The sequence below is a fragment of the Streptomyces sp. NPDC020845 genome, from assembly GCF_044334165.1.
GTDB lineage: Bacteria > Actinomycetota > Actinomycetes > Streptomycetales > Streptomycetaceae > Streptomyces.
The window spans coordinates 137,287-153,733 of sequence record NZ_JBIRSJ010000003.1; the positions used below are offsets into that span (position 1 = coordinate 137,287).

Below are 16,447 nucleotides of genomic sequence, written 5' to 3' on the forward strand. Positions count from 1 at the left end.
CGACCTCCAGGACAAGGCAGTATCACCCTGTGGCTGATCTCATCACCGTCGATGACCCCGACGACCCGCGGCTGCGTGACTACACGGGTCTGACCGATGTGGAGCTGCGGCGCAGGCGCGAGCCCGCCGAGGGCCTGTTCATCGCCGAGGGCGAGAAGGTCATCCGGCGGGCCAGACAGGCCGGTTACGAGATGCGTTCCATGCTGCTGTCGGCGAAGTGGGTCGACGTCATGCGGGACGTCATCGAGGACGTCCCGGCGCCGGTCTACGCGGTCAGCCCGGACCTTGCCGAACGCGTGACCGGCTACCACGTCCACCGGGGCGCCCTCGCCTCCATGCAGCGCAAGCCGCTGCCCGAGGCGGAGCAGCTGCTGGAGGGCGCCCGGCGCGTGGCGATCATGGAGTCCGTCAACGACCACACCAACATAGGCGCGATCTTCCGCAGCGCCGCGGCGCTCGGCATGGACGCGGTGCTGCTCTCACCGGACTGCGCCGACCCGCTGTACCGCCGCTCCGTCAAGGTCTCCATGGGCGCCGTCTTCTCCGTCCCGTACGCGCGCCTGGAGACCTGGCCGCGCGGTCTGGAAGCGGTCCGGCACACCGGCTTCAAGATCCTCGCTCTGACGCCCGACGAAAAGGCCACCTCCATCGACGACGCCGCCCCCCACCGCATCGAGCGCGTCGCGCTGATGCTGGGCGCGGAGGGCGACGGGCTCTCCGTGCAGGCCCTTATGGCCGCGGATGAGTGGGTGCGCATCCCTATGGCGCACGGCGTCGACTCCCTCAACGTCGGCGCGGCGGCGGCGGTCGCCTTCTACGCGGTCACGGCGGGTCGTCCGCAGGACTGACCGGCCGAGGCCGCGTAAGAGGCCCCCGGCCCCGCCCCCCTCACGTCATCTGTGCAGCGGCGGCGCAGCATCCTGCGACGACGGCGCGGTGGGCGCGGGCATCGGCGCCCCGAGCCCCAAGGGCGGCCCCTGGCAGCCCTGCGCCGCCGCGATGCCCAGCGCGACCAGCAGCGTCACCACGACGAAGACGATCAGCCGCTGGCGCATCAGCCGACGGTCCGGCCCGACGGGTCGGCGTCCGTTCCGCGGCGTACGGAGCGTACGCACGGGCGGCCGCGCGCCGTTGCGCCCCGAGGGGCGCGCGGGGGTCGGGCGGGCGCCGGAGTTACGGCCCGTGGACCCAGTGGACCCAGGGGCCCCGGCCGAACCAGCCGAACCGGCGGAACGGCCTCCCGTACCCGGCCCAGGGCGCGGCGCAGAGGAGCGCGGAACCTGGCCGCGGGGCGCGGGCGGGGGAGTGCCACCGGGGCGCCGCTCCGTACGCTGCCGTGTGTACTCGTCGGCGCGCCGGCCGCTCGGCCGCTCCGACGGCTGCCGCGGCCCGGGGTGGTGCCCGCCGGACGAGTGACCCCCTGAGTGCGGACCTCCCGAGTGCGGACCCCCTGAGTGCGGACCTCCCGGATGCTGGCCTCCGGAGTGGTGCCCGTCGGACTGCCCGTGCCCGGACCCGCCGGAGCCAAGCCCCCCGTGCCCATGCCCCCCGTGCCCGTGGGCCTCCCGCGCCGCGATCTCCTTCAGGCGCAGGGAGAGCTGAAGCGTGCTCGGCCGGTCCTCAGGGTCCTTCGCGAGACACGCGTGGAGCAGCGGGGCCAGCGCGTCCGGCACCCCGGCCAACTGCGGCTCCTCGTGCACCACCCGGTAGAGCATCACCTCCGAACTCCCCTGCCCGAACGGGGAGTCGGCCATTGAGCAGTACGCGAGCGTCGCGCCCAGCGCGAAAACGTCGGTCGCGGGGGTCACCGTCGCCCCGCGCACCTGCTCGGGCGCGAGAAAGCCGGGGGAGCCGACCGCCGTGCCGACGTGCGTCAGCGTGCTGGCGCCGGTCGCCCAGGCGATGCCGAAGTCGATGATCCGCGGACCCTTGGGCGACAGGAGGATGTTCGACGGCTTCAGGTCCCGGTGCACCACACCCGCCTCGTGCACCGCCAACAGGCCCTCGGCCAGCGCCGACCCGATGGCGGCGACCTGTGTGGCGGGCAGCGGGCCCTCTTCGTTCACCTTGTCGTGCAGGGACGGCCCGGGCACGTACTGCGTGGCGAACCACGGCCGGTCGGCCTCCAGGTCGGCGGCCACCAGCCGCGCCGTACAGCCCCCGCGGATCCGCCGCGCGGCCGAGACCTCGCGGGCGAACCGGGACCGGAACTCACGGTCCTCGGCCAGATCCGGCCGGATCACCTTCAGCGCCACGCGCTGCCCGCGCCGGTCGGAGCCGAGGTAGACCACCCCCATGCCGCCCGCGCCGAGCCGCCGGTGAAGCCGGAAGGAACCGACGACACGCGGATCCTCGCGCCGGAGCCGCATCATCGCCATGTCCGTCCCCTACCTCCGGTGGTAGGCCCCTTCCCAGTACCCCTCGCGGGGAGGCCCCATCCGCTGCCGCCGTCTGACGTGCACAGCTTACGGATTGACGGCCCGACGCGCGCAGAGGCCGCGCATGCGTCGGCAGATGGATTGTCAGTGGCGGGTGGAATCCTTGGAGAAGTGGGGCGGAATCGCGGCAATCCGCGCTCCGATCCGCGATGCGAGATCTCAAGGGACCGCCGCAGAAGGGGGATTGAGCCCGTGAAGGGTGATCGTGTGGAGATAGTCGTTGACGCCGGTGACACGACGCGTACCTATGAAGTGGTGGCGAGCCGGGCGGGCCGCAGGGTGGAGACCGCGGTGCGTCGAGGCGTGGTGGAAGTGAGCGAAGTCACCCGGAGCGGTTCGGTGGTGCGCACCGCCCGCTTCATGGCCACCAGGGTGCTGGCGCTGGTCGAGCAGCCGGTGCCGCGGATCGACGATGGGGAGCGCGAGGAGGGTCCCCTCAGGGAAGACCCCAAGTCCTGACGTCGAGTCTCCACCCAGGGGAGTAGTCGCCCGCGCAGGACGTCATCCTCCGGGAGGCCCGGCATCGATACGAAGGCATGACGCCGTCCCCGGTCGCCGCGCCTAATGTTGAGGTCAAGCGGCGGGCGCAGCACTCGTCCCCCGAGGTCAGACGCTCGCCGCCCCAGATGTGACAGGAGAGAGGCAATGGCGGATCCGGCTGGAGGGACGGCCACCCGAGCGCGCGGGCACCGCGCGGCGGAGGTGTTCGGCGACCAGCGGTCCGACCGGCGTCACCCCTTGGTCGCGGCGGCGCTGGCGCTGCCGCTGGCCGCTCTCCTGGCCATCGTGTTCGGCGGCTGGGAGGCCGTCGTCACACAGGCGTCGTCCGTGGCGGGAATGCTGGGGCGCTGAGCGCCCCAGGCCCGGGAGAGCGGCCCGGGCGGGGACATCCCGTCATCAACCCCGTGGGGACGGGGGTGCGGCGGACGGCACGAGTGCCCGGACAGCTGGGGAGCTGTCCGGGCATCGCGCCGTTCGGGGGCCATGCCCCGGCGAAGCGGGGATACGGCCTGACCTAGGATCCAGCTCGGAAGGCCACCGCGTCTGCGAGATGGGAAGCCGTGAGCGGAACCGTACGGGAGGACGTCGTCCCGCAGCTGGTCGACGTCGTCCGCCACCGGTCCGCGCCGCATCACGGACCCCTCGGCGAGGCGATCGTGCTTGCGGACCGCCGCGACGCCACCGTCATACTCCATGGTTCGGTCGTCGCGAAGGCGCACGCCCCCGGCACGGACCCGGATGAGCTGGCCGTCAGGGTGCGGGTGGCCGGGCATCCGAGGTGTGCCGGCATCCTGCTTCCGCCGCTGGGCGGGCCCGAGGCGCTGCCCGGAGGGCGGGCGGTGACCCTGTGGCCGTACGGGGAGCCGGTGTCGCCCGAGCACCCGGAGGCCGCGCCATGGGGGGAGGCCGGGGCGCTGCTGGCGCGGCTGCACTCCGTGGAGCCCGCCGCGCTGCCCGGCCCGCTGCCGCCGATGCGCGGACCCGCCAAGGCCGCCCGGGCCGTCGCCAGGCTGCGGCGCGCGGGGGTCGGAGCGGCGGAGGGCGGAGCGGGGGCGGCCGTGGAGGCGGTGCTGCGGGCGTGGGGCGCGCTGCCGGGCTGGGCGCGGGGCGAGGGGGCGGCGCCGCAGGGTGGTGGCGCGCTGTGCCATGGCGATCTCCACCTGGGCCAGTTGGTGAGATACGCCGCATCCCCCGAGTACCCAGGATTTCCCGAGCACCCAGGGCTTCCCGAGTACCCGGGGTTTCCCGAGCACCCCGGACCGCCCGAGCAACCCGGTTACCCCGACCCCCCCAACCCCTCCGGCACCCCCGCCCGCTGGCTGCTCATCGACGTCGACGACCTCGGCCTCGGCGACCCCGCATGGGATCTCGCCCGCCCCGCCGCCTGGTTCGCCGCCGGGCTGCTCGCCCCGGACGACTGGGAGCGCTTCCTGGGGGCGTACCGCGCGGCGGGCGGCCCGGCCGTACGGGAGTGTCAAGAGGACCCGTGGGCACGGCTGGACGTGCCCGCCCGCGCGCTGACCGTGCAGATCTCCGCGCTGGCGCTCGCCAAGGCGGCGCGGGAGGGGCGCCCATTGGACGAGGCGGAGGAGTCGATGGTGGAGGCCTGCCTGCGCATCGCGCGGCTTGCCGGAGCGTAGGGTGAAGTCAACGCCGCCGGACGGCCGTTCCGGCAGCGCTTTTGTCTGAAAGCTGAGGAGTTGAGCGGACCATGCAGTGTCCCAAGTGCCATGCGCAGATGCACACGTACAACCGCAATGGTGTCCAGATAGAGCAGTGCAGCGGCTGCCGGGGGATCTTCCTGGACTACGGGGAGCTGGAGGCGCTCACGCGGCTGGAGTCGCAGTGGTCCACGCCCCCGCAGGCTCCGCCCGCGCCGCCGGCCCCTCAGGCGTACCCGGCCGCGCCCGCCTGGGGTGCCCCGCAGCACGGTCACCACGGCCACCACGGGCACCACAAGCGCGGCTTCGGGCACATGCTCTTCTCCTCCTGAGCGCACACGGCCTGAGCGCATACGGCAGGGCATACGACTGAGGGCCGGGGCGAGATGCCCCGGCCCTCGGCCGATCATGTGGACGATACTGGGATTGAACCAGTGACCTCTTCCGTGTCAGGGAAGCGCTCTCCCGCTGAGCTAATCGTCCCGGGGAACCACGATGAAGATCGCGGAACCGCGGTGTGCGCGATACTGGGATTGAACCAGTGACCTCTTCCGTGTCAGGGAAGCGCTCTCCCGCTGAGCTAATCGCGCGGGCGGGTCCATAAGAACCCGGCGGGCCCACAAGGACCCGAGTGGACGATACTGGGATTGAACCAGTGACCTCTTCCGTGTCAGGGAAGCGCTCTCCCGCTGAGCTAATCGTCCGAGGTGGAGACGGGATTTGAACCCGTGTAGACGGCTTTGCAGGCCGTTGCCTCGCCTCTCGGCCACTCCACCAGACGCAGGGGCCGAAACCCCCACTCCGAGCGGACGACGAGATTCGAACTCGCGACCCTCACCTTGGCAAGGTGATGCTCTACCAACTGAGCCACGTCCGCAGGTGTCGTTTCTCCGGGGCGCTCCCGCGTCCCGGCGACGTGTTGAACTCTAGCGGATTCCGGGGCCAGCTCAAATTCCGTTTGCTCACCATGCTCCCTCCGTTTCCGCAGCGTGCCGCCGTGGGCCGCGGTCGGTACGCCCTCCCGCCACACCGCGGAGGCGCCCGCCCTAGACTCGCAACCGTGTACGAGCTCCCCCCTCTCGCCCGCTTCGGCGGCCTCGTCGCCACCGATCTGCGTGATGTGACCAGCGACCCCGCGGCTCTGGAGTCCGAGGGTTTCTGGGCGGTGGTCGCCGACTTCGAGGGCGGCCTGGTCTGCGCCCGCTTCGCGGACGTACGGCCCGAGCCCGTACCGGCCCCGACGCCCGGCGGCTGGTCGGGGCCCGCCCCCGGGGACTGGACCTCATCGCTGGACCGCGCCGCCTACACCGAGGGCGTACGGCGCATCCGCCGCTATATAGCGGCGGGCGAGGTGTACCAGGCGAACCTGTGCCGGGTCATGTCCGCGCCGCTGCCCGAACCCGACCGCTCCGATGTGGACGAGCTCACCGCGCTGCTGGCCCTGGGCAACCCCGCGCCGTACGCCGGGACCGTCCGCCTGCCCGCGCATGGCGTGGAGGTCGCCACGGCCTCGCCCGAGCTGTTTCTGCGGCGGGATGGGCGGGTCGTCGAATCCGGCCCGATCAAGGGCACCGGGCGCGAGGCGTCGGACCTCCTGGAGAAGGACCACGCCGAGAACGTGATGATCGTTGACCTGGTCCGCAACGACCTGGGCCGGTGCTGTGCCACCGGGACGGTGACCGTTCCCGCGCTGTGCGCGGTCGAGCCGCACCCCGGTCTTGTCCACCTCGTCTCCACCGTGCGCGGCGAGCTGGCGGCCGGCGCGGGCTGGCCGGAGCTGTTCGCGGCGGCGTTTCCGCCCGGGTCCGTCACCGGGGCGCCCAAGTCCAGCGCGCTGCGCATCATTGAAGAGTTGGAGACCGCGCCCCGCGGCCCGTACTGCGGAGGCATCGGCTGGGTGGACGCCGACCGCGGCACCGGCGAGCTGGCGGTGGGGATACGGACCTTCTGGATCGACCGCGCGGCGGCGGGCGGCCCGGCGCTGCGCTTCGGCACCGGGGCCGGCATCACCTGGGGCTCCGACCCGGAGCGCGAATGGGACGAAACCGAACTCAAGGCCGCCCGGCTGCTCAAGGTGGCGGCGGGCGCGTATCAGCCGACGGGAGGCATCGCACGATGACGCTCGCCATCTGGCTCGACGGCTCGCTGCGCGAGGCCGACAGCGCACAGGTGTCCGTCTTCGACCATGGACTGACGGTCGGCGACGGCGTCTTCGAGACGGTCAAGGCGGCCGACGGACGCGCCTTCGCCCTCACCCGCCATCTGCACCGGCTGGCCGGCTCGGCCCGCGGTCTCGGGCTGCCGGAACCGGACTTGGACGAGGTGCGGCGCGCCTGCCAAGCGGTGCTGCACGCCAACCCGGCGCCGCTCGGGCGGCTGCGGATCACCTATACGGGAGGGGTTTCGCCGCTCGGCTCCGACCGCGGCACGGCGGGCCCCACCCTGGTCGTCGCGCTCGTCGACACCGACCGGCGGCCCGATACGACGGCGGTGGTCACCGTCCCCTGGACCCGTAACGAGCGCGGGGCGCTGGCCGGCCTGAAGACCACCTCGTACGGCGAGAACGTCGTGGCGCTCGCCCGGGCCCGGGAGCACGGCGCGAGCGAGGCGCTGTTCGGCAACACGGTCGGGCGGCTGTGCGAGGGCACCGGCTCCAATGTCTTCGTGGTCCTCGACGGCGAACTGCACACCCCGCCCCTGGCCTCCGGCTGCCTCGCGGGCATCACGCGGCAGCTCGTGCTCGACTGGGTGGGAGCGAAGGAGACCGATCTGCCCTTCGACGTACTGGAGCGGGCCGAAGAGATCTTCCTGACCTCCACCACCCGGGACGTCCAGGCCGTCCACCGGCTGGACGAGCGGCCGCTGCCGGGCGCGCCCGGCCCGGTCACCGCGGAGGCCATGCGGATCTTCGCCCGGCGGGCGGCCGACGACCTCGACCCCTGAGCGGCGGGCGGTTCGCCGCGAAAACCTGGTGACGATCGTCCGTCGGGTAGGTAGAACACCATCGTGACCACCATCCTGCGGCCCACCGGGCCGGAACAGCGCACCGACGCGGGCGGCCGGGCCCGCTCGTACGAGGTCTGTGTCAACGGCCGCCCCGTCGGCTCGCTCCACCTCGCCACCGACGACCGGCTGGGCCCGGAGGTCGGGCGGATCGAGCGGCTGGACATCGACGAGCCGGACCGCCACCGCGGCCGGGGCACGGTCGCCGCGCTGGCCGCCGAGGAGGTGCTGCGCGGCTGGGGCTGTACGCAGGTGGAGGTCAGCATCCCGGCGCAGGTCACGACCGCGCTCGGGCTCGCGGGCGCGCTCGGCTTCGGCGAGCGCGGCCGCAACATGGTCAAGGAGCTGTCCGAGGCGCCCGAGCTGCCGGCGGGCAGCGAGGTGCGGGCCATGGGGGAGGCGGAGTACCCGGCCTGGTTCGAGCACGAGCGGGCCGAGTACATCCGCAGCTGGACGGAGCGGGGGGTGGCCGAGGAAGCGGCGCGGGCCAAGGCGGACACCGCCTACGCGACCCTGCTGCCGGACGGCCCCGCGACGCCCGGCGCCCTGCTGCGCGTCCTCGCTCACGACGGTACGGACGTGGGCACCGTGTGGCTGGCGATACGCCCCGAGGAGTCGGCGGAGGCAGAAGGCGCTCTCGAGGGCTATGTCTACGGCGTCGAGGTCGCCGAGGAGCACCGCGGCCACGGCCACGGCCGTACGCTCATGCTGGCCGCCGAGCGCGACGGCCTGGCGGCGGGGGCCCGCACGATCGGGCTGCATGTCTTCGGCGGCAACGCCCCGGCGCTGCGGCTGTACGAGTCGCTTGGCTACCGGCCGACCGAGTACCACCTGTTCAAGCAGCTGCTCTGAGCCCCGAGGCGCCGGCCGACGTCCCCGGGGCGCCGGCCGACGTCCCCGGGGCGCTCGCCCCGGTCCCCGGCTCAGCCGGCGAGCAGCCGGTCGGCGATCGCCTCGATGCGCTCGCGCAGACCCTCCTGGCTCTTCCCGCCGTCCAGCCGCTCGCCGCCGATCACATACGTCGGGGTGCCGTTGACCCCGATCGCCTTGCCCTCGGCCTGGTCCGCGTCCACGATCAGCATGTGCCGCCCGTCGATCAGCGCGGTGTCCATCTCCTCGGCGTCCAGGCCCAGCTCCCGCGCCACCTCCACCAGCAGTACCTCGCCGCGCGCGCCAAGCTCCTCGGCGCGGGCCAGGACGGCCTCGGCGTACGGCCAGCCCCGGCCCTGCACGATGGCCTCCTCGAGGGCCTGGGCGGCCGCGTGGGCGTGCTTGTGCTTCTCCAGCGGGAAATGCCGTATGCGGATCTCCAGGGCGTCGCCGTAGCGGGCCCGCAGCGCGTGCAGATCGGTCTGTGAGCTACGGCAGTCGGGGCACTGGAGCTCGCACCACACATCGAGCACGATCGGCTCGGCGGGTTCAGCGGGCTGGGCAGGCTGGGGGTCGCTCATGGGGTCAGTCTTCCAGCCCGGAGCCGCGTCCTCCGAATCAGCACCGCGCGCCTCGGCCCGGGAGGTCCACGGCACGGACTCGACCCCGCGGACTGGATCCGCGGACGCGGACTCGGCCCAGGGGAGGAGCCGTTCCCCGGAGATGTCCCTGATCCTCATCCCCGGGACGGTCGGGATAGCGCCTCGAGGGTGCACGATGGATACCCGGGACCCGATCCCTGTTATCCGATCGCCAGGAGGACCCGATGCTGACCGACACCGTCTGCGCCGCGGCGTCCGCGGCGGGACTCGCGGTCGCCTTTGTGACGGCGTACCGCAAGCGTTTCCTGGCCGCGACCCGTATCGCCGCCTACGCGCTGCTGCCGGTGGGTCTGGCGATGACGGGCATCCTGGACTGGATCGCCGACCTGGTCTTCAAGCCGAGCGTCTGGCTGGGCTTCGGGGTGCTCGGCCTGTCCTGGCTGCTGTTCATGGTGACCCGGGCGGTGGAGCGCCGGGGCGGTGGCACCCGCAAGGAGCGGCGCGCCGCCGCGGCGGCGGAGCGGGCCGGGGCTACAGCCCCCGCGCTGGGCGCGGGCGGCGGGCTGCGGGGATCCAGGGGCGCGGCCAAGTCCGGAGGCAGCTCGGGCACGGACGACTTCTCGGATATCGAGGCCATTCTCAAAAAGCACGGAATCTGACGCCCAACCGGTCAATACCAGGTCTCCGGTCGCAGGCGGGGTCCCCCTGCGCCATGATCTTGCGCGAGATGCTGCAATCACCCGGGGAGCGATCCCCTATCGAAGGACCCCCTGCACCGCCGAGCGAAGAGTCGCGTGGCTGTCTCTTCGCCCTTTCCCAGCCACCGCTGATGCTGTTCCTCGCGGTCATATTCACCCTGCTCTTCGTCACCGCCGTCCACGACCTCTACCGGTGGTGACCGCCACCGGACGCGCCGACGTCGGCACGACCGTCGACGCGGCCTCAGCCCGCTGCCGCCTCCCGGCGCCGGGCGCGATAGGCGGCCACATGCAAGCGATTTCCGCAGGTGCGGCTGTCGCAGTAGCGCCGTGAGCGGTTACGCGAGAGGTCGACGAAGGCATGCCCGCAATCCGGCGCCTCGCAGCGCCGCAGCCGCTCCCGCTCGCCCGCCACCACGAGGAACGCGAGCGCCATGCCGCCGTCGGCGGCCAGGTGCTCGGCCAGGGACGCCCCTGGGGCGAAGTAGTGCACATGCCAGTCGTAGCCGTCGTGGTCGGTGAGCCGGGGGGTGGTGCCGGCCGCGGCGACCATCGCGTTGAGCAGTTCGGCGGCGCGCCGGGAATCGGCCGCGGCGAAGACCTCGGCGAAGCGGCCGCGCACGGCCCGTACGGCCACCAGGTCTCGCTCCCCGAGCGTGCCGACGTCGCTGATGGCGTGCTGCGCGACGAAGGTGCGCAGCGCGGCGAGGTCCGCGAGGTCGTCCGGGCCCTCGCCTTCGGGCGTGGTGTTCACCAGAGCGACGACCGCGTCGAGCGCGCACCGGGTGTCGTGGTTGATCAGCACGGTTGGCTCCCTGGCCGGCCGGATCGGAGGCTGCTCTCGCCTGCCCTTCGATCTGACCGACTCTAGCGGCGTCCGCCCACATGTGTGACAACTACGGCCCGTATGACAACCACCCATGACAACTGGTGACCGCTGACAACGGTGATCATCGACAACCGGCAGCGCCGACTGGTGCCGACCGGTGACGCCGTACGACCGCACGAGACGACGGTGTCGTCGCCGCGGACCACTCCGCGGCGACGACACCGTCGCCTGCTGCCATATGCCGTTGTTGATATGCCGTTGATGTCGCTGCCTGCATGCCGCGGCCGGGCTCGCGCCGTCTCCCCGAGTCGGACGGCCGCGCTCAGCGCTCGCCGGGGCTCAGCTCTCCGCCAGGATGTGGGAGAGTTCCGTGTCGAGGTCGAAATGGCGGTGCTCGGTGCCGGGTGGCACCGCAGCGTCGGTTCGCTTGAGGAACGACTCCAGGGCCCGCGCCGGGGCCTCGAGCAGAGCCTCTCCCTCCGGGGAGCTCAGGGCGATGCAGACGACGCCCTGGCCATGACTGCGGGACGGCCACACACGGACGTCGCCAGTGCCTGTGGGCCGGTGCAGGCCCTCGGCGAGCAGGTCGCGGGCGAAGACCCATTCGACCGTCTCTTCGGCTCCGGTGTGGAAGGTGGCGTGCACGGCGTAGGGATCGGCCGTGTCGTACCGCAGGCCCGCGGGTACAGGCAGTGACGACTCGCTCGACACAACGAGGCGCAGGTGCAGCTCGCAGCTGACCGTGGTGTTCATAAGCGCCAGGGCCTTTCGCTCAGTGTGCGCTCGGGGATTCGCACGTCGGCGAAATCGACATGCCACCTACGGTGCCGTTGTAAACCCCTCTGCCCGTTTTGTGGTCCTTCTAGTAGCTCTAGCAGCGGAGTCTCCGGGCGGGCGGTACCGCCATTCCGGTGAACTCATTTCGATCAGGTAAGTTGGGTCACATGAGCGCGGAGAGTGACGAGCGGCAGGAAGTCGCCGGATCGGCGGCATCCGGGGCCGCGGCGGGGGAGGGCGCCTCTGGTGAGCCGGTCTTCGGCTCGCGGGCGCCGCACTTCATCCAGAGGTCCCGGGCGTTGCATGTGAGCTGGCAGGTCGGGGTGTTCCTGGTCGGGCTCGCAGTGGTGGTCATCGGCATCATCATGCTGCCGCTGCCCGGCCCCGGATGGCTGGTGATCTTCGCCGGTATGGCGATCTGGGCCACCGAGTTCGTCTGGGCCCAGCTGGTGCTGCGCTGGACCAAGCGGAAGGTCACGGAGGCGGCGCAGCGCGCTCTGGACCCCCGGGTGCGCAAGCGGAACATCATTCTGACCACGATCGCCGTGGTGATTTGCGCCGCGGCCATGGCGGTGTATGTGTGGAAGTTCGGGTTCGTCATGCCCTGGAAGATCAAGGAGTGACGAGCGCGGTCGACCGCTCGGGGCGCGGACGCGGGTGGTCATGGGCACGGCCCGGCATGCGCTAATGTTGGGCGTGCGCCAGGGCGATTAGCTCAGTGGGAGAGCGCTTCGTTCACACCGAAGAGGTCACTGGTTCGAACCCAGTATCGCCCACCCTGCAACCGAGGGCCCGGAGGCTAGATGCCTCCGGGCCCTCGGTGTTGTTACGCGCAGTGACGGCCGCATCCCTGTCGATCGGTGAAGCGCTTCGACTGATCCTGTCCGAACCGTTGACGTCCGCCGACTACGTCCCTAACTTAGCCCAGCAAGCGCTTGCCTAAAACGTTTCAAGGATCGTTGGTGTGAAGGCTCGTTGGGCAGTCGGACGACCTGCCCGGGAGGGGCGTCTCATGAGTGCTCGATGGGTGCGAGGGAGCAGAGGGCTGCGGGCGGCCGCGGTGGGGCTGCTGGGGCTGGGGCTGCTGGCCTCGGGCTGCGGTGGGAACAGCGGAGGCTCGGGCGATGGCACGGTGACCATCCGCTACTCCTGGTGGGGAGCGAAGGACCGCGCCGAGCTGATCCAGAAGACGGTCAAGCTGTTTGAGAAGAAGTATCCGAAGATCAAGGTGAAGACGGACTTCGCCGAGTACGCCGACTTCTGGAGCAAGTTCAATACCCAGGCCGCGGGCGGAAATCCGCCCGACGTCTTCCAGAATTCCGTCGCTTTTCTGCGCAAGTACGGCGAGAAGAACATCCTGCTCGATCTGAACCAGCAGGTGAAGGCCGGAAACCTCAGCATGAAGGACTTCCGGGCCGGCCTGGAGAAGGCCGGTGAGGTCGACGGCAAGCTCTACGGCGTGCCGGTCGGCGTCAACACTTTCGCCATGTTCTACAACCCCGCCGAGTTCAAGAAGGTCGGGGTGACCCCCAAGGACGGCTGGACCTGGGACCAGTTCTTCTCCGCGGCCGAGAAGATCAGCCAGGACAAGGGGGACCTCTTCGGCGCCAGTGACAACGCCGGGGTGATGTACCTCTACGACCTGTATCTGCGCCAGGAGGGCAAGGCCTTCTTCACCGAGGACAAGAAGCTCGGGTTCACCGAGGACGACCTCAAGAAGTGGTGGGGCGACTGGTACGGGAAGAACAAGGACGGCGTGCTGGTCCCGGCCAAGAAGAGCGAGCAGGTCAAGCCCAAGGCCACCATCAGCGCCGACCTCGCCGCCGCCGAGTTCACCTGGGACAACTTCCTGGTCCGCTTCGCGGCCGAGACCAAGACCGAACTCGACCTCGGCCCGATCCCGACCCTGGACGGGAAGAAGACCGGGCAGTACCTCTCCTCGCTGATGCTCAGCGGTTCCGCGCGTACCCAACACCCCAAGGAAGTCGCGAAGTTCATCGACTTCATGACCCATGACCCCGAGGTCGGCAAGATCATGGGCTACAACCGCGGGGTGCTGCCCACCAACGCGCAGTACGACGCGTTCAAGCCCACCGGTGTGAACGCCAAGATCGCCCAGTACGAGGAGAGCGTCACCGACAAGCTGGAGCCGATCACTCCGCACCCGGCCGGCGCGGATGTCGCCGAGGCCGCGTTCTTGCGCATCTACGGCCAGGTCAGCCAGGGCAAGACGTCGGTGGACGACGCCGTGGACCAGTTCTTCAGCGAGGCGAAGACCGCGCTCGGCTCCTGAGGAGATCCCCCGTGACCCCCACCAAGACCCCCGCGGCGGACGGCCTCGCGCACAAGGCCCCGGCGCCGCGGGAGGCCAAGGCCCCGCACTCCGCCCCCGCCGCCCTCGCGCGGCGGCGGGGGCGCCGGGAGACGCTGGCCGGGTATCTCTTCCTGACGCCGTGGTGCATCGGGATCCTGCTGCTCACCCTCGGCCCGATGCTCGTCTCGCTCTACCTGGCGTTCACCGACTACAACCTCTTCGACTCGCCCAAGTGGGTGGGCCTGAGGAACTTCCGGGAGATGTTCCGGGACGACCGGTGGTGGAACTCGGTCGATGTGACGCTGAAGTACGTTCTGATCGGCACCCCGCTCAAGCTGCTGCTCGCGCTCGGCGTGGCACTGCTGCTGGTCAAGCCCCGTAAGGGGCAGGGCTTCTACCGCTCGGCCTTCTACGCCCCGTCCCTGATCGGCGCCAGCGTCAGCATCGGCGTCGTCTGGCGGTCGATCTTCCAGGACGACGCGATCGTCGACAAGTCGATGAGTCTCTTCGGCTGGGACGTGGGCGGCTGGATCGGCGACCCGGACTGGATGCTGCCCACGCTGATCTCGCTGACCGTCTGGCAGTTCGGCGCCCCGATGGTGATCTTCCTGGCCGGGCTCAAGCAGGTGCCCCGTGAGCTGTACGAGGCCGCGGAGATGGACGGTGCGGGCCGCTGGCGCCGGTTCCGTTCCATCACCCTGCCGATGATTTCCCCGGTGCTCTTCTTCAATCTGCTGCTGGAGATCATCCACTCGTTCCAGGTCTTCACCTCGGCGGTGGTCATCGGCGGCACCGGAGGCTCCGGGGCGGGCGGTCCCGCCGACTCGCTGCTGGTCTACACCTGGTACCTGTACGAGCAGGGCTTCCGCAATCTGCGCATGGGCTACGCCTCCGCGATGGCATGGATGCTGATGCTCGGCATCGGACTGGTGACAGTGGTGCTGTTCAAGACCCAGCGCGGCTGGGTGCACTACGAGGAGGATGCCAGGTGAGCGCTGTGACCAGTACGGCCCGGCGCAGGGTGCGGTCCGTGGGCTGGCATGTGGGCGCGCTCGCGCTGCTGGCCGTGATCCTCTACCCCGTGGTCTGGGTGATCGGGGCCTCGTTCAAGCCCGGCGACAAGATCGTCGGCAGCCTGCAGCTGCTGCCCACCGACCCCATCACCGACAACTACCGGCGGCTGTCGGAGGGCATCGCCGACATCCCGATCACCAGCTTCTTCTACAACTCGCTGATCATCGCGGTGGGTTCGGTGGTCGGGGTGCTGTTCTCCTGCTCCCTGGCGGCCTACGCCTTCGCCAGGATCCGCTTCGCGGGGCGCAATCTGCTGTTCTCGGTCATGATCGCCACACTGCTGCTGCCCTTCCAGGTGCTGATCATTCCGCAGTATGTGCTGTTCCAGAAGCTGGAACTGATCAACACCTTTGTGCCGCTGCTGCTCGGCAAATACCTGGCCGTGGACGCTTTCTTCGTCTTCCTGCTGATGCAGTTCATGCGCAACCTGCCGAAGGAGCTGGACGAGGCGGCCCGTATCGACGGCTGCGGCCATCTGCGCATCTATTGGAACATCGTGCTGCCGCTGTGCCGCCCCGCCCTGATCACCAGCGCGATCTTCAGCTTCATCTGGTCCTGGAACGACTTCATCGGACCGCTGCTCTATCTGAACACCCAGGACAAGTACACGGTCTCGCTCGCCCTGAAGATGTTCATCGACCAGGACACCGTCGCGGACTACGGCGGCATGGTCGCCATGTCGCTGGTGGCGCTGGCGCCGGTGCTGCTGTTCTTCCTCGCCTTCCAGCGCTATCTGGTCGAGGGCGCGGCGACCTCCGGGCTCAAGGGCTGAGGGGCGGCGCCATGGACGTACGGGAGGCGAGCGCGCGGTCGCGGACCGGGCGGGCGGCGGCGCGGCGGGACTCGCGGCTGTTCCTCTTCTCGGTGTTCGCCGAGTCCCTGCTGACCGGGGTGTGGGTGGTGCTCGCCGCTCTGCCCGTGGTCACCCTGCTGCCCGCCTTCGCGGCCGGCTGCGCACATCTGCGCCGCCACCTGGACGGCGAGCGGTCCACATGGCGGGATTTCCTCTCCGGTCTGCGGGGGGCGGTGCGCAGCGGCTGGCGGTTCTCCCTTCTGTGGTGGGCGGCCCTCGCGCTGCTCGCCTTCGATCTGCGCGTGGCCCGCTCCGGTGCCCTGCCCGGCGGGCCCGCGCTGATCGCCGTGAGCGTGGCGGGGACGCTCGCGGTGATCGTGCTCGGGCTGCGTACGGCCGCGCGGTGGCGGCCCGGTCTCGGCTGGCCCGCCGTGGCCCGCGCCGCCGTACGCCGCGGCCTCGGTGCCGACCTGGGCGGGTCGCTGCTGCTCGTCGGCGGGCTCGCGGTGGTCACCGTCGCCGCCTGGCAACTGCTGCCGCTGGTCGCACCCGCGGTCGGCGCCCTCGCGGCCTGCGCCGTCGCGGTGGAGTCGAAGGAGCGCGCCGCCCGCGCCGGAGGCGCTGATGTGCGCCGTGAAAGGGAGAGCGCGCGGAGGCTGCGAGGCTGCAATCGATAAGCGGCTCCGCCGCGCGGGCAGCCGAGGCTGCGATCGATATGCGGCTACCGCCGCGTGGTCGACCGCCGACAGGGGGCACCCCCGGCCGAAGGCTGGGGGAGGCTGAAGCGCCCCGGAGACGAAAAAGTCGAGCCGCGCGGCGGGCCCGCGCCTGACGATGGCGCGCCTGTCGCCCGACAGCGGCCTGCTCGCGCCTGACATCACGACCAC

General features: G+C 70.9%; 19 protein-coding genes and 6 tRNA genes. 16 read left to right on the top strand and 9 right to left on the bottom strand.

What is annotated here, in order from left to right:
* Positions 1-29: 29 nt before the first annotated feature.
* Positions 30-848 carry a TrmH family RNA methyltransferase gene (locus ACH4U7_RS07880; protein ID WP_398527123.1) on the top strand — a complete coding sequence of 273 codons (819 nt, stop codon included), beginning with the start codon at positions 30-32 and terminating at the stop codon, positions 846-848.
* A gap of 45 nt (positions 849-893) precedes the next feature.
* On the opposite strand, the gene ACH4U7_RS07885 is transcribed toward ACH4U7_RS07880, so the two are convergent.
* The gene (locus tag ACH4U7_RS07885) at positions 894-2,378 is read right to left on the bottom strand and encodes a serine/threonine-protein kinase (protein ID WP_398527124.1); all 1,485 of its coding nucleotides are present in this window, start codon (positions 2,376-2,378) and stop codon (positions 894-896) included.
* A 252-nt stretch (positions 2,379-2,630) separates the two neighbouring features.
* On the opposite strand from ACH4U7_RS07885, the gene ACH4U7_RS07890 reads away from it, so the two are divergent.
* The 4 genes from ACH4U7_RS07890 (at position 2,631) to ACH4U7_RS07905 (ending at position 4,932) form a co-directional block, all read left to right on the top strand.
* Positions 2,631-2,897: a hypothetical protein gene (locus tag ACH4U7_RS07890; protein WP_043486429.1), complete on the top strand. Its 267-nt coding sequence runs from the start codon at positions 2,631-2,633 to the stop codon at positions 2,895-2,897.
* Positions 2,898-3,083: 186 nt separating this feature from the next.
* Positions 3,084-3,290, top strand: coding sequence for a hypothetical protein (locus tag ACH4U7_RS07895; protein WP_398527125.1), 207 nt, complete (start codon positions 3,084-3,086; stop codon positions 3,288-3,290).
* A 209-nt stretch (positions 3,291-3,499) separates the two neighbouring features.
* A complete protein-coding gene (locus ACH4U7_RS07900; protein ID WP_398527126.1) occupies positions 3,500-4,579 on the top strand; it encodes a phosphotransferase in 1,080 nt (359 codons plus the stop codon).
* Between the two features lie 71 nt (positions 4,580-4,650).
* The gene (locus ACH4U7_RS07905) at positions 4,651-4,932 is read left to right on the top strand and encodes a zf-TFIIB domain-containing protein (RefSeq protein WP_398527127.1); all 282 of its coding nucleotides are present in this window, start codon (positions 4,651-4,653) and stop codon (positions 4,930-4,932) included.
* 79 nt (positions 4,933-5,011) lie between these two features.
* On the opposite strand, the gene ACH4U7_RS07910 is transcribed toward ACH4U7_RS07905, so the two are convergent.
* From ACH4U7_RS07910 to ACH4U7_RS07930, 5 genes are all read right to left on the bottom strand, one after another.
* Positions 5,012-5,083: transfer RNA gene (locus ACH4U7_RS07910), tRNA-Val, on the bottom strand.
* A 35-nt stretch (positions 5,084-5,118) separates the two neighbouring features.
* Positions 5,119-5,190, bottom strand: a tRNA-Val gene (locus tag ACH4U7_RS07915).
* Positions 5,191-5,232: 42 nt separating this feature from the next.
* Positions 5,233-5,304 (bottom strand) — tRNA-Val (locus ACH4U7_RS07920).
* A 1-nt stretch (position 5,305) separates the two neighbouring features.
* A tRNA-Cys gene (locus ACH4U7_RS07925) sits at positions 5,306-5,376 on the bottom strand.
* Positions 5,377-5,404: 28 nt separating this feature from the next.
* Positions 5,405-5,477, bottom strand: a tRNA-Gly gene (locus ACH4U7_RS07930).
* A 183-nt stretch (positions 5,478-5,660) separates the two neighbouring features.
* Here ACH4U7_RS07930 and ACH4U7_RS07935 point away from each other — a divergent pair.
* The 3 genes from ACH4U7_RS07935 (at position 5,661) to ACH4U7_RS07945 (ending at position 8,455) form a co-directional block, all read left to right on the top strand.
* Positions 5,661-6,719, top strand: a complete 1,059-nt coding sequence (locus ACH4U7_RS07935; RefSeq protein ID WP_398527128.1) for a chorismate-binding protein — start codon at positions 5,661-5,663, stop codon at positions 6,717-6,719.
* Complete coding sequence (locus ACH4U7_RS07940; protein ID WP_398527129.1) at positions 6,716-7,543, top strand: aminotransferase class IV; 828 nt, start codon at positions 6,716-6,718, stop codon at positions 7,541-7,543. The genes ACH4U7_RS07935 and ACH4U7_RS07940 overlap by 4 nt, the downstream gene beginning before the upstream one ends.
* Positions 7,544-7,606: 63 nt before the next feature.
* On the top strand, positions 7,607-8,455 hold the full coding sequence (locus ACH4U7_RS07945; RefSeq protein ID WP_398527130.1) for a GNAT family N-acetyltransferase: 849 nt from the start codon (positions 7,607-7,609) through the stop codon (positions 8,453-8,455).
* 71 nt (positions 8,456-8,526) lie between these two features.
* Here the strand turns inward: ACH4U7_RS07945 and ACH4U7_RS07950 are convergent, their stop codons facing one another.
* Positions 8,527-9,054, bottom strand: coding sequence for a DsbA family protein (locus tag ACH4U7_RS07950; protein ID WP_398527501.1), 528 nt, complete (start codon positions 9,052-9,054; stop codon positions 8,527-8,529).
* A 245-nt stretch (positions 9,055-9,299) separates the two neighbouring features.
* On the opposite strand from ACH4U7_RS07950, the gene ACH4U7_RS07955 reads away from it, so the two are divergent.
* The gene (locus tag ACH4U7_RS07955) at positions 9,300-9,734 is read left to right on the top strand and encodes a hypothetical protein (protein ID WP_398527131.1); all 435 of its coding nucleotides are present in this window, start codon (positions 9,300-9,302) and stop codon (positions 9,732-9,734) included.
* A 68-nt stretch (positions 9,735-9,802) separates the two neighbouring features.
* Complete coding sequence (locus ACH4U7_RS07960) at positions 9,803-9,973, top strand: hypothetical protein (RefSeq protein ID WP_398527132.1); 171 nt, start codon at positions 9,803-9,805, stop codon at positions 9,971-9,973.
* A 44-nt stretch (positions 9,974-10,017) separates the two neighbouring features.
* Here the strand turns inward: ACH4U7_RS07960 and ACH4U7_RS07965 are convergent, their stop codons facing one another.
* Positions 10,018-10,578: a CGNR zinc finger domain-containing protein gene (locus ACH4U7_RS07965; RefSeq protein WP_398527133.1), complete on the bottom strand. Its 561-nt coding sequence runs from the start codon at positions 10,576-10,578 to the stop codon at positions 10,018-10,020.
* A gap of 363 nt (positions 10,579-10,941) precedes the next feature.
* A complete protein-coding gene (locus ACH4U7_RS07970; RefSeq protein ID WP_003959770.1) occupies positions 10,942-11,355 on the bottom strand; it encodes an SsgA family sporulation/cell division regulator in 414 nt (137 codons plus the stop codon).
* A 191-nt stretch (positions 11,356-11,546) separates the two neighbouring features.
* Here ACH4U7_RS07970 and ACH4U7_RS07975 point away from each other — a divergent pair, with 191 nt between their 5' ends.
* From ACH4U7_RS07975 to ACH4U7_RS08000, 6 genes are all read left to right on the top strand, one after another.
* Complete coding sequence (locus ACH4U7_RS07975; protein ID WP_398527134.1) at positions 11,547-12,002, top strand: TIGR02611 family protein; 456 nt, start codon at positions 11,547-11,549, stop codon at positions 12,000-12,002.
* 81 nt (positions 12,003-12,083) lie between these two features.
* A tRNA-Val gene (locus ACH4U7_RS07980) sits at positions 12,084-12,155 on the top strand.
* A gap of 236 nt (positions 12,156-12,391) precedes the next feature.
* Positions 12,392-13,672 (top strand): ABC transporter substrate-binding protein, encoded by a 1,281-nt coding sequence (locus ACH4U7_RS07985; protein WP_398527135.1) that lies wholly within the window; start codon positions 12,392-12,394, stop codon positions 13,670-13,672.
* A gap of 11 nt (positions 13,673-13,683) precedes the next feature.
* Positions 13,684-14,685, top strand: coding sequence for a carbohydrate ABC transporter permease (locus ACH4U7_RS07990; RefSeq protein ID WP_398527136.1), 1,002 nt, complete (start codon positions 13,684-13,686; stop codon positions 14,683-14,685).
* Positions 14,595-15,539: a carbohydrate ABC transporter permease gene (locus tag ACH4U7_RS07995; protein WP_398527137.1), complete on the top strand. Its 945-nt coding sequence runs from the start codon at positions 14,595-14,597 to the stop codon at positions 15,537-15,539. Before ACH4U7_RS07990 ends, ACH4U7_RS07995 begins: the two co-directional genes overlap by 91 nt.
* Before the next feature lie 11 nt (positions 15,540-15,550).
* Positions 15,551-16,237, top strand: a complete 687-nt coding sequence (locus ACH4U7_RS08000; RefSeq protein ID WP_398527138.1) for a DUF624 domain-containing protein — start codon at positions 15,551-15,553, stop codon at positions 16,235-16,237.
* Positions 16,238-16,447 lie beyond the last annotated feature (210 nt).

Bases quoted from the DNA above. Each gene is read 5' to 3' on its own strand.
- ACH4U7_RS07970 (WP_003959770.1), bottom strand. From the start codon at position 11,355: ATGAACACCACGGTCAGCTGCGAGCTGCACCTGCGCCTCGTTGTGTCG.
- ACH4U7_RS08000 (WP_398527138.1), top strand. From the start codon at position 15,551: ATGGACGTACGGGAGGCGAGCGCGCGGTCGCGGACCGGGCGGGCGGCG.
- ACH4U7_RS07985 (WP_398527135.1), top strand. From the start codon at position 12,392: ATGAGTGCTCGATGGGTGCGAGGGAGCAGAGGGCTGCGGGCGGCCGCG.
- ACH4U7_RS07955 (WP_398527131.1), top strand. From the start codon at position 9,300: ATGCTGACCGACACCGTCTGCGCCGCGGCGTCCGCGGCGGGACTCGCG.
- ACH4U7_RS07885 (WP_398527124.1), bottom strand. From the start codon at position 2,378: ATGGCGATGATGCGGCTCCGGCGCGAGGATCCGCGTGTCGTCGGTTCC.
- ACH4U7_RS07895 (WP_398527125.1), top strand. From the start codon at position 3,084: ATGGCGGATCCGGCTGGAGGGACGGCCACCCGAGCGCGCGGGCACCGC.
- ACH4U7_RS07960 (WP_398527132.1), top strand. From the start codon at position 9,803: ATGCTGCAATCACCCGGGGAGCGATCCCCTATCGAAGGACCCCCTGCA.
- ACH4U7_RS07940 (WP_398527129.1), top strand. From the start codon at position 6,716: ATGACGCTCGCCATCTGGCTCGACGGCTCGCTGCGCGAGGCCGACAGC.
- ACH4U7_RS07905 (WP_398527127.1), top strand. From the start codon at position 4,651: ATGCAGTGTCCCAAGTGCCATGCGCAGATGCACACGTACAACCGCAAT.
- ACH4U7_RS07950 (WP_398527501.1), bottom strand. From the start codon at position 9,054: ATGAGCGACCCCCAGCCTGCCCAGCCCGCTGAACCCGCCGAGCCGATC.
- ACH4U7_RS07975 (WP_398527134.1), top strand. From the start codon at position 11,547: ATGAGCGCGGAGAGTGACGAGCGGCAGGAAGTCGCCGGATCGGCGGCA.
- ACH4U7_RS07995 (WP_398527137.1), top strand. From the start codon at position 14,595: ATGGATGCTGATGCTCGGCATCGGACTGGTGACAGTGGTGCTGTTCAA.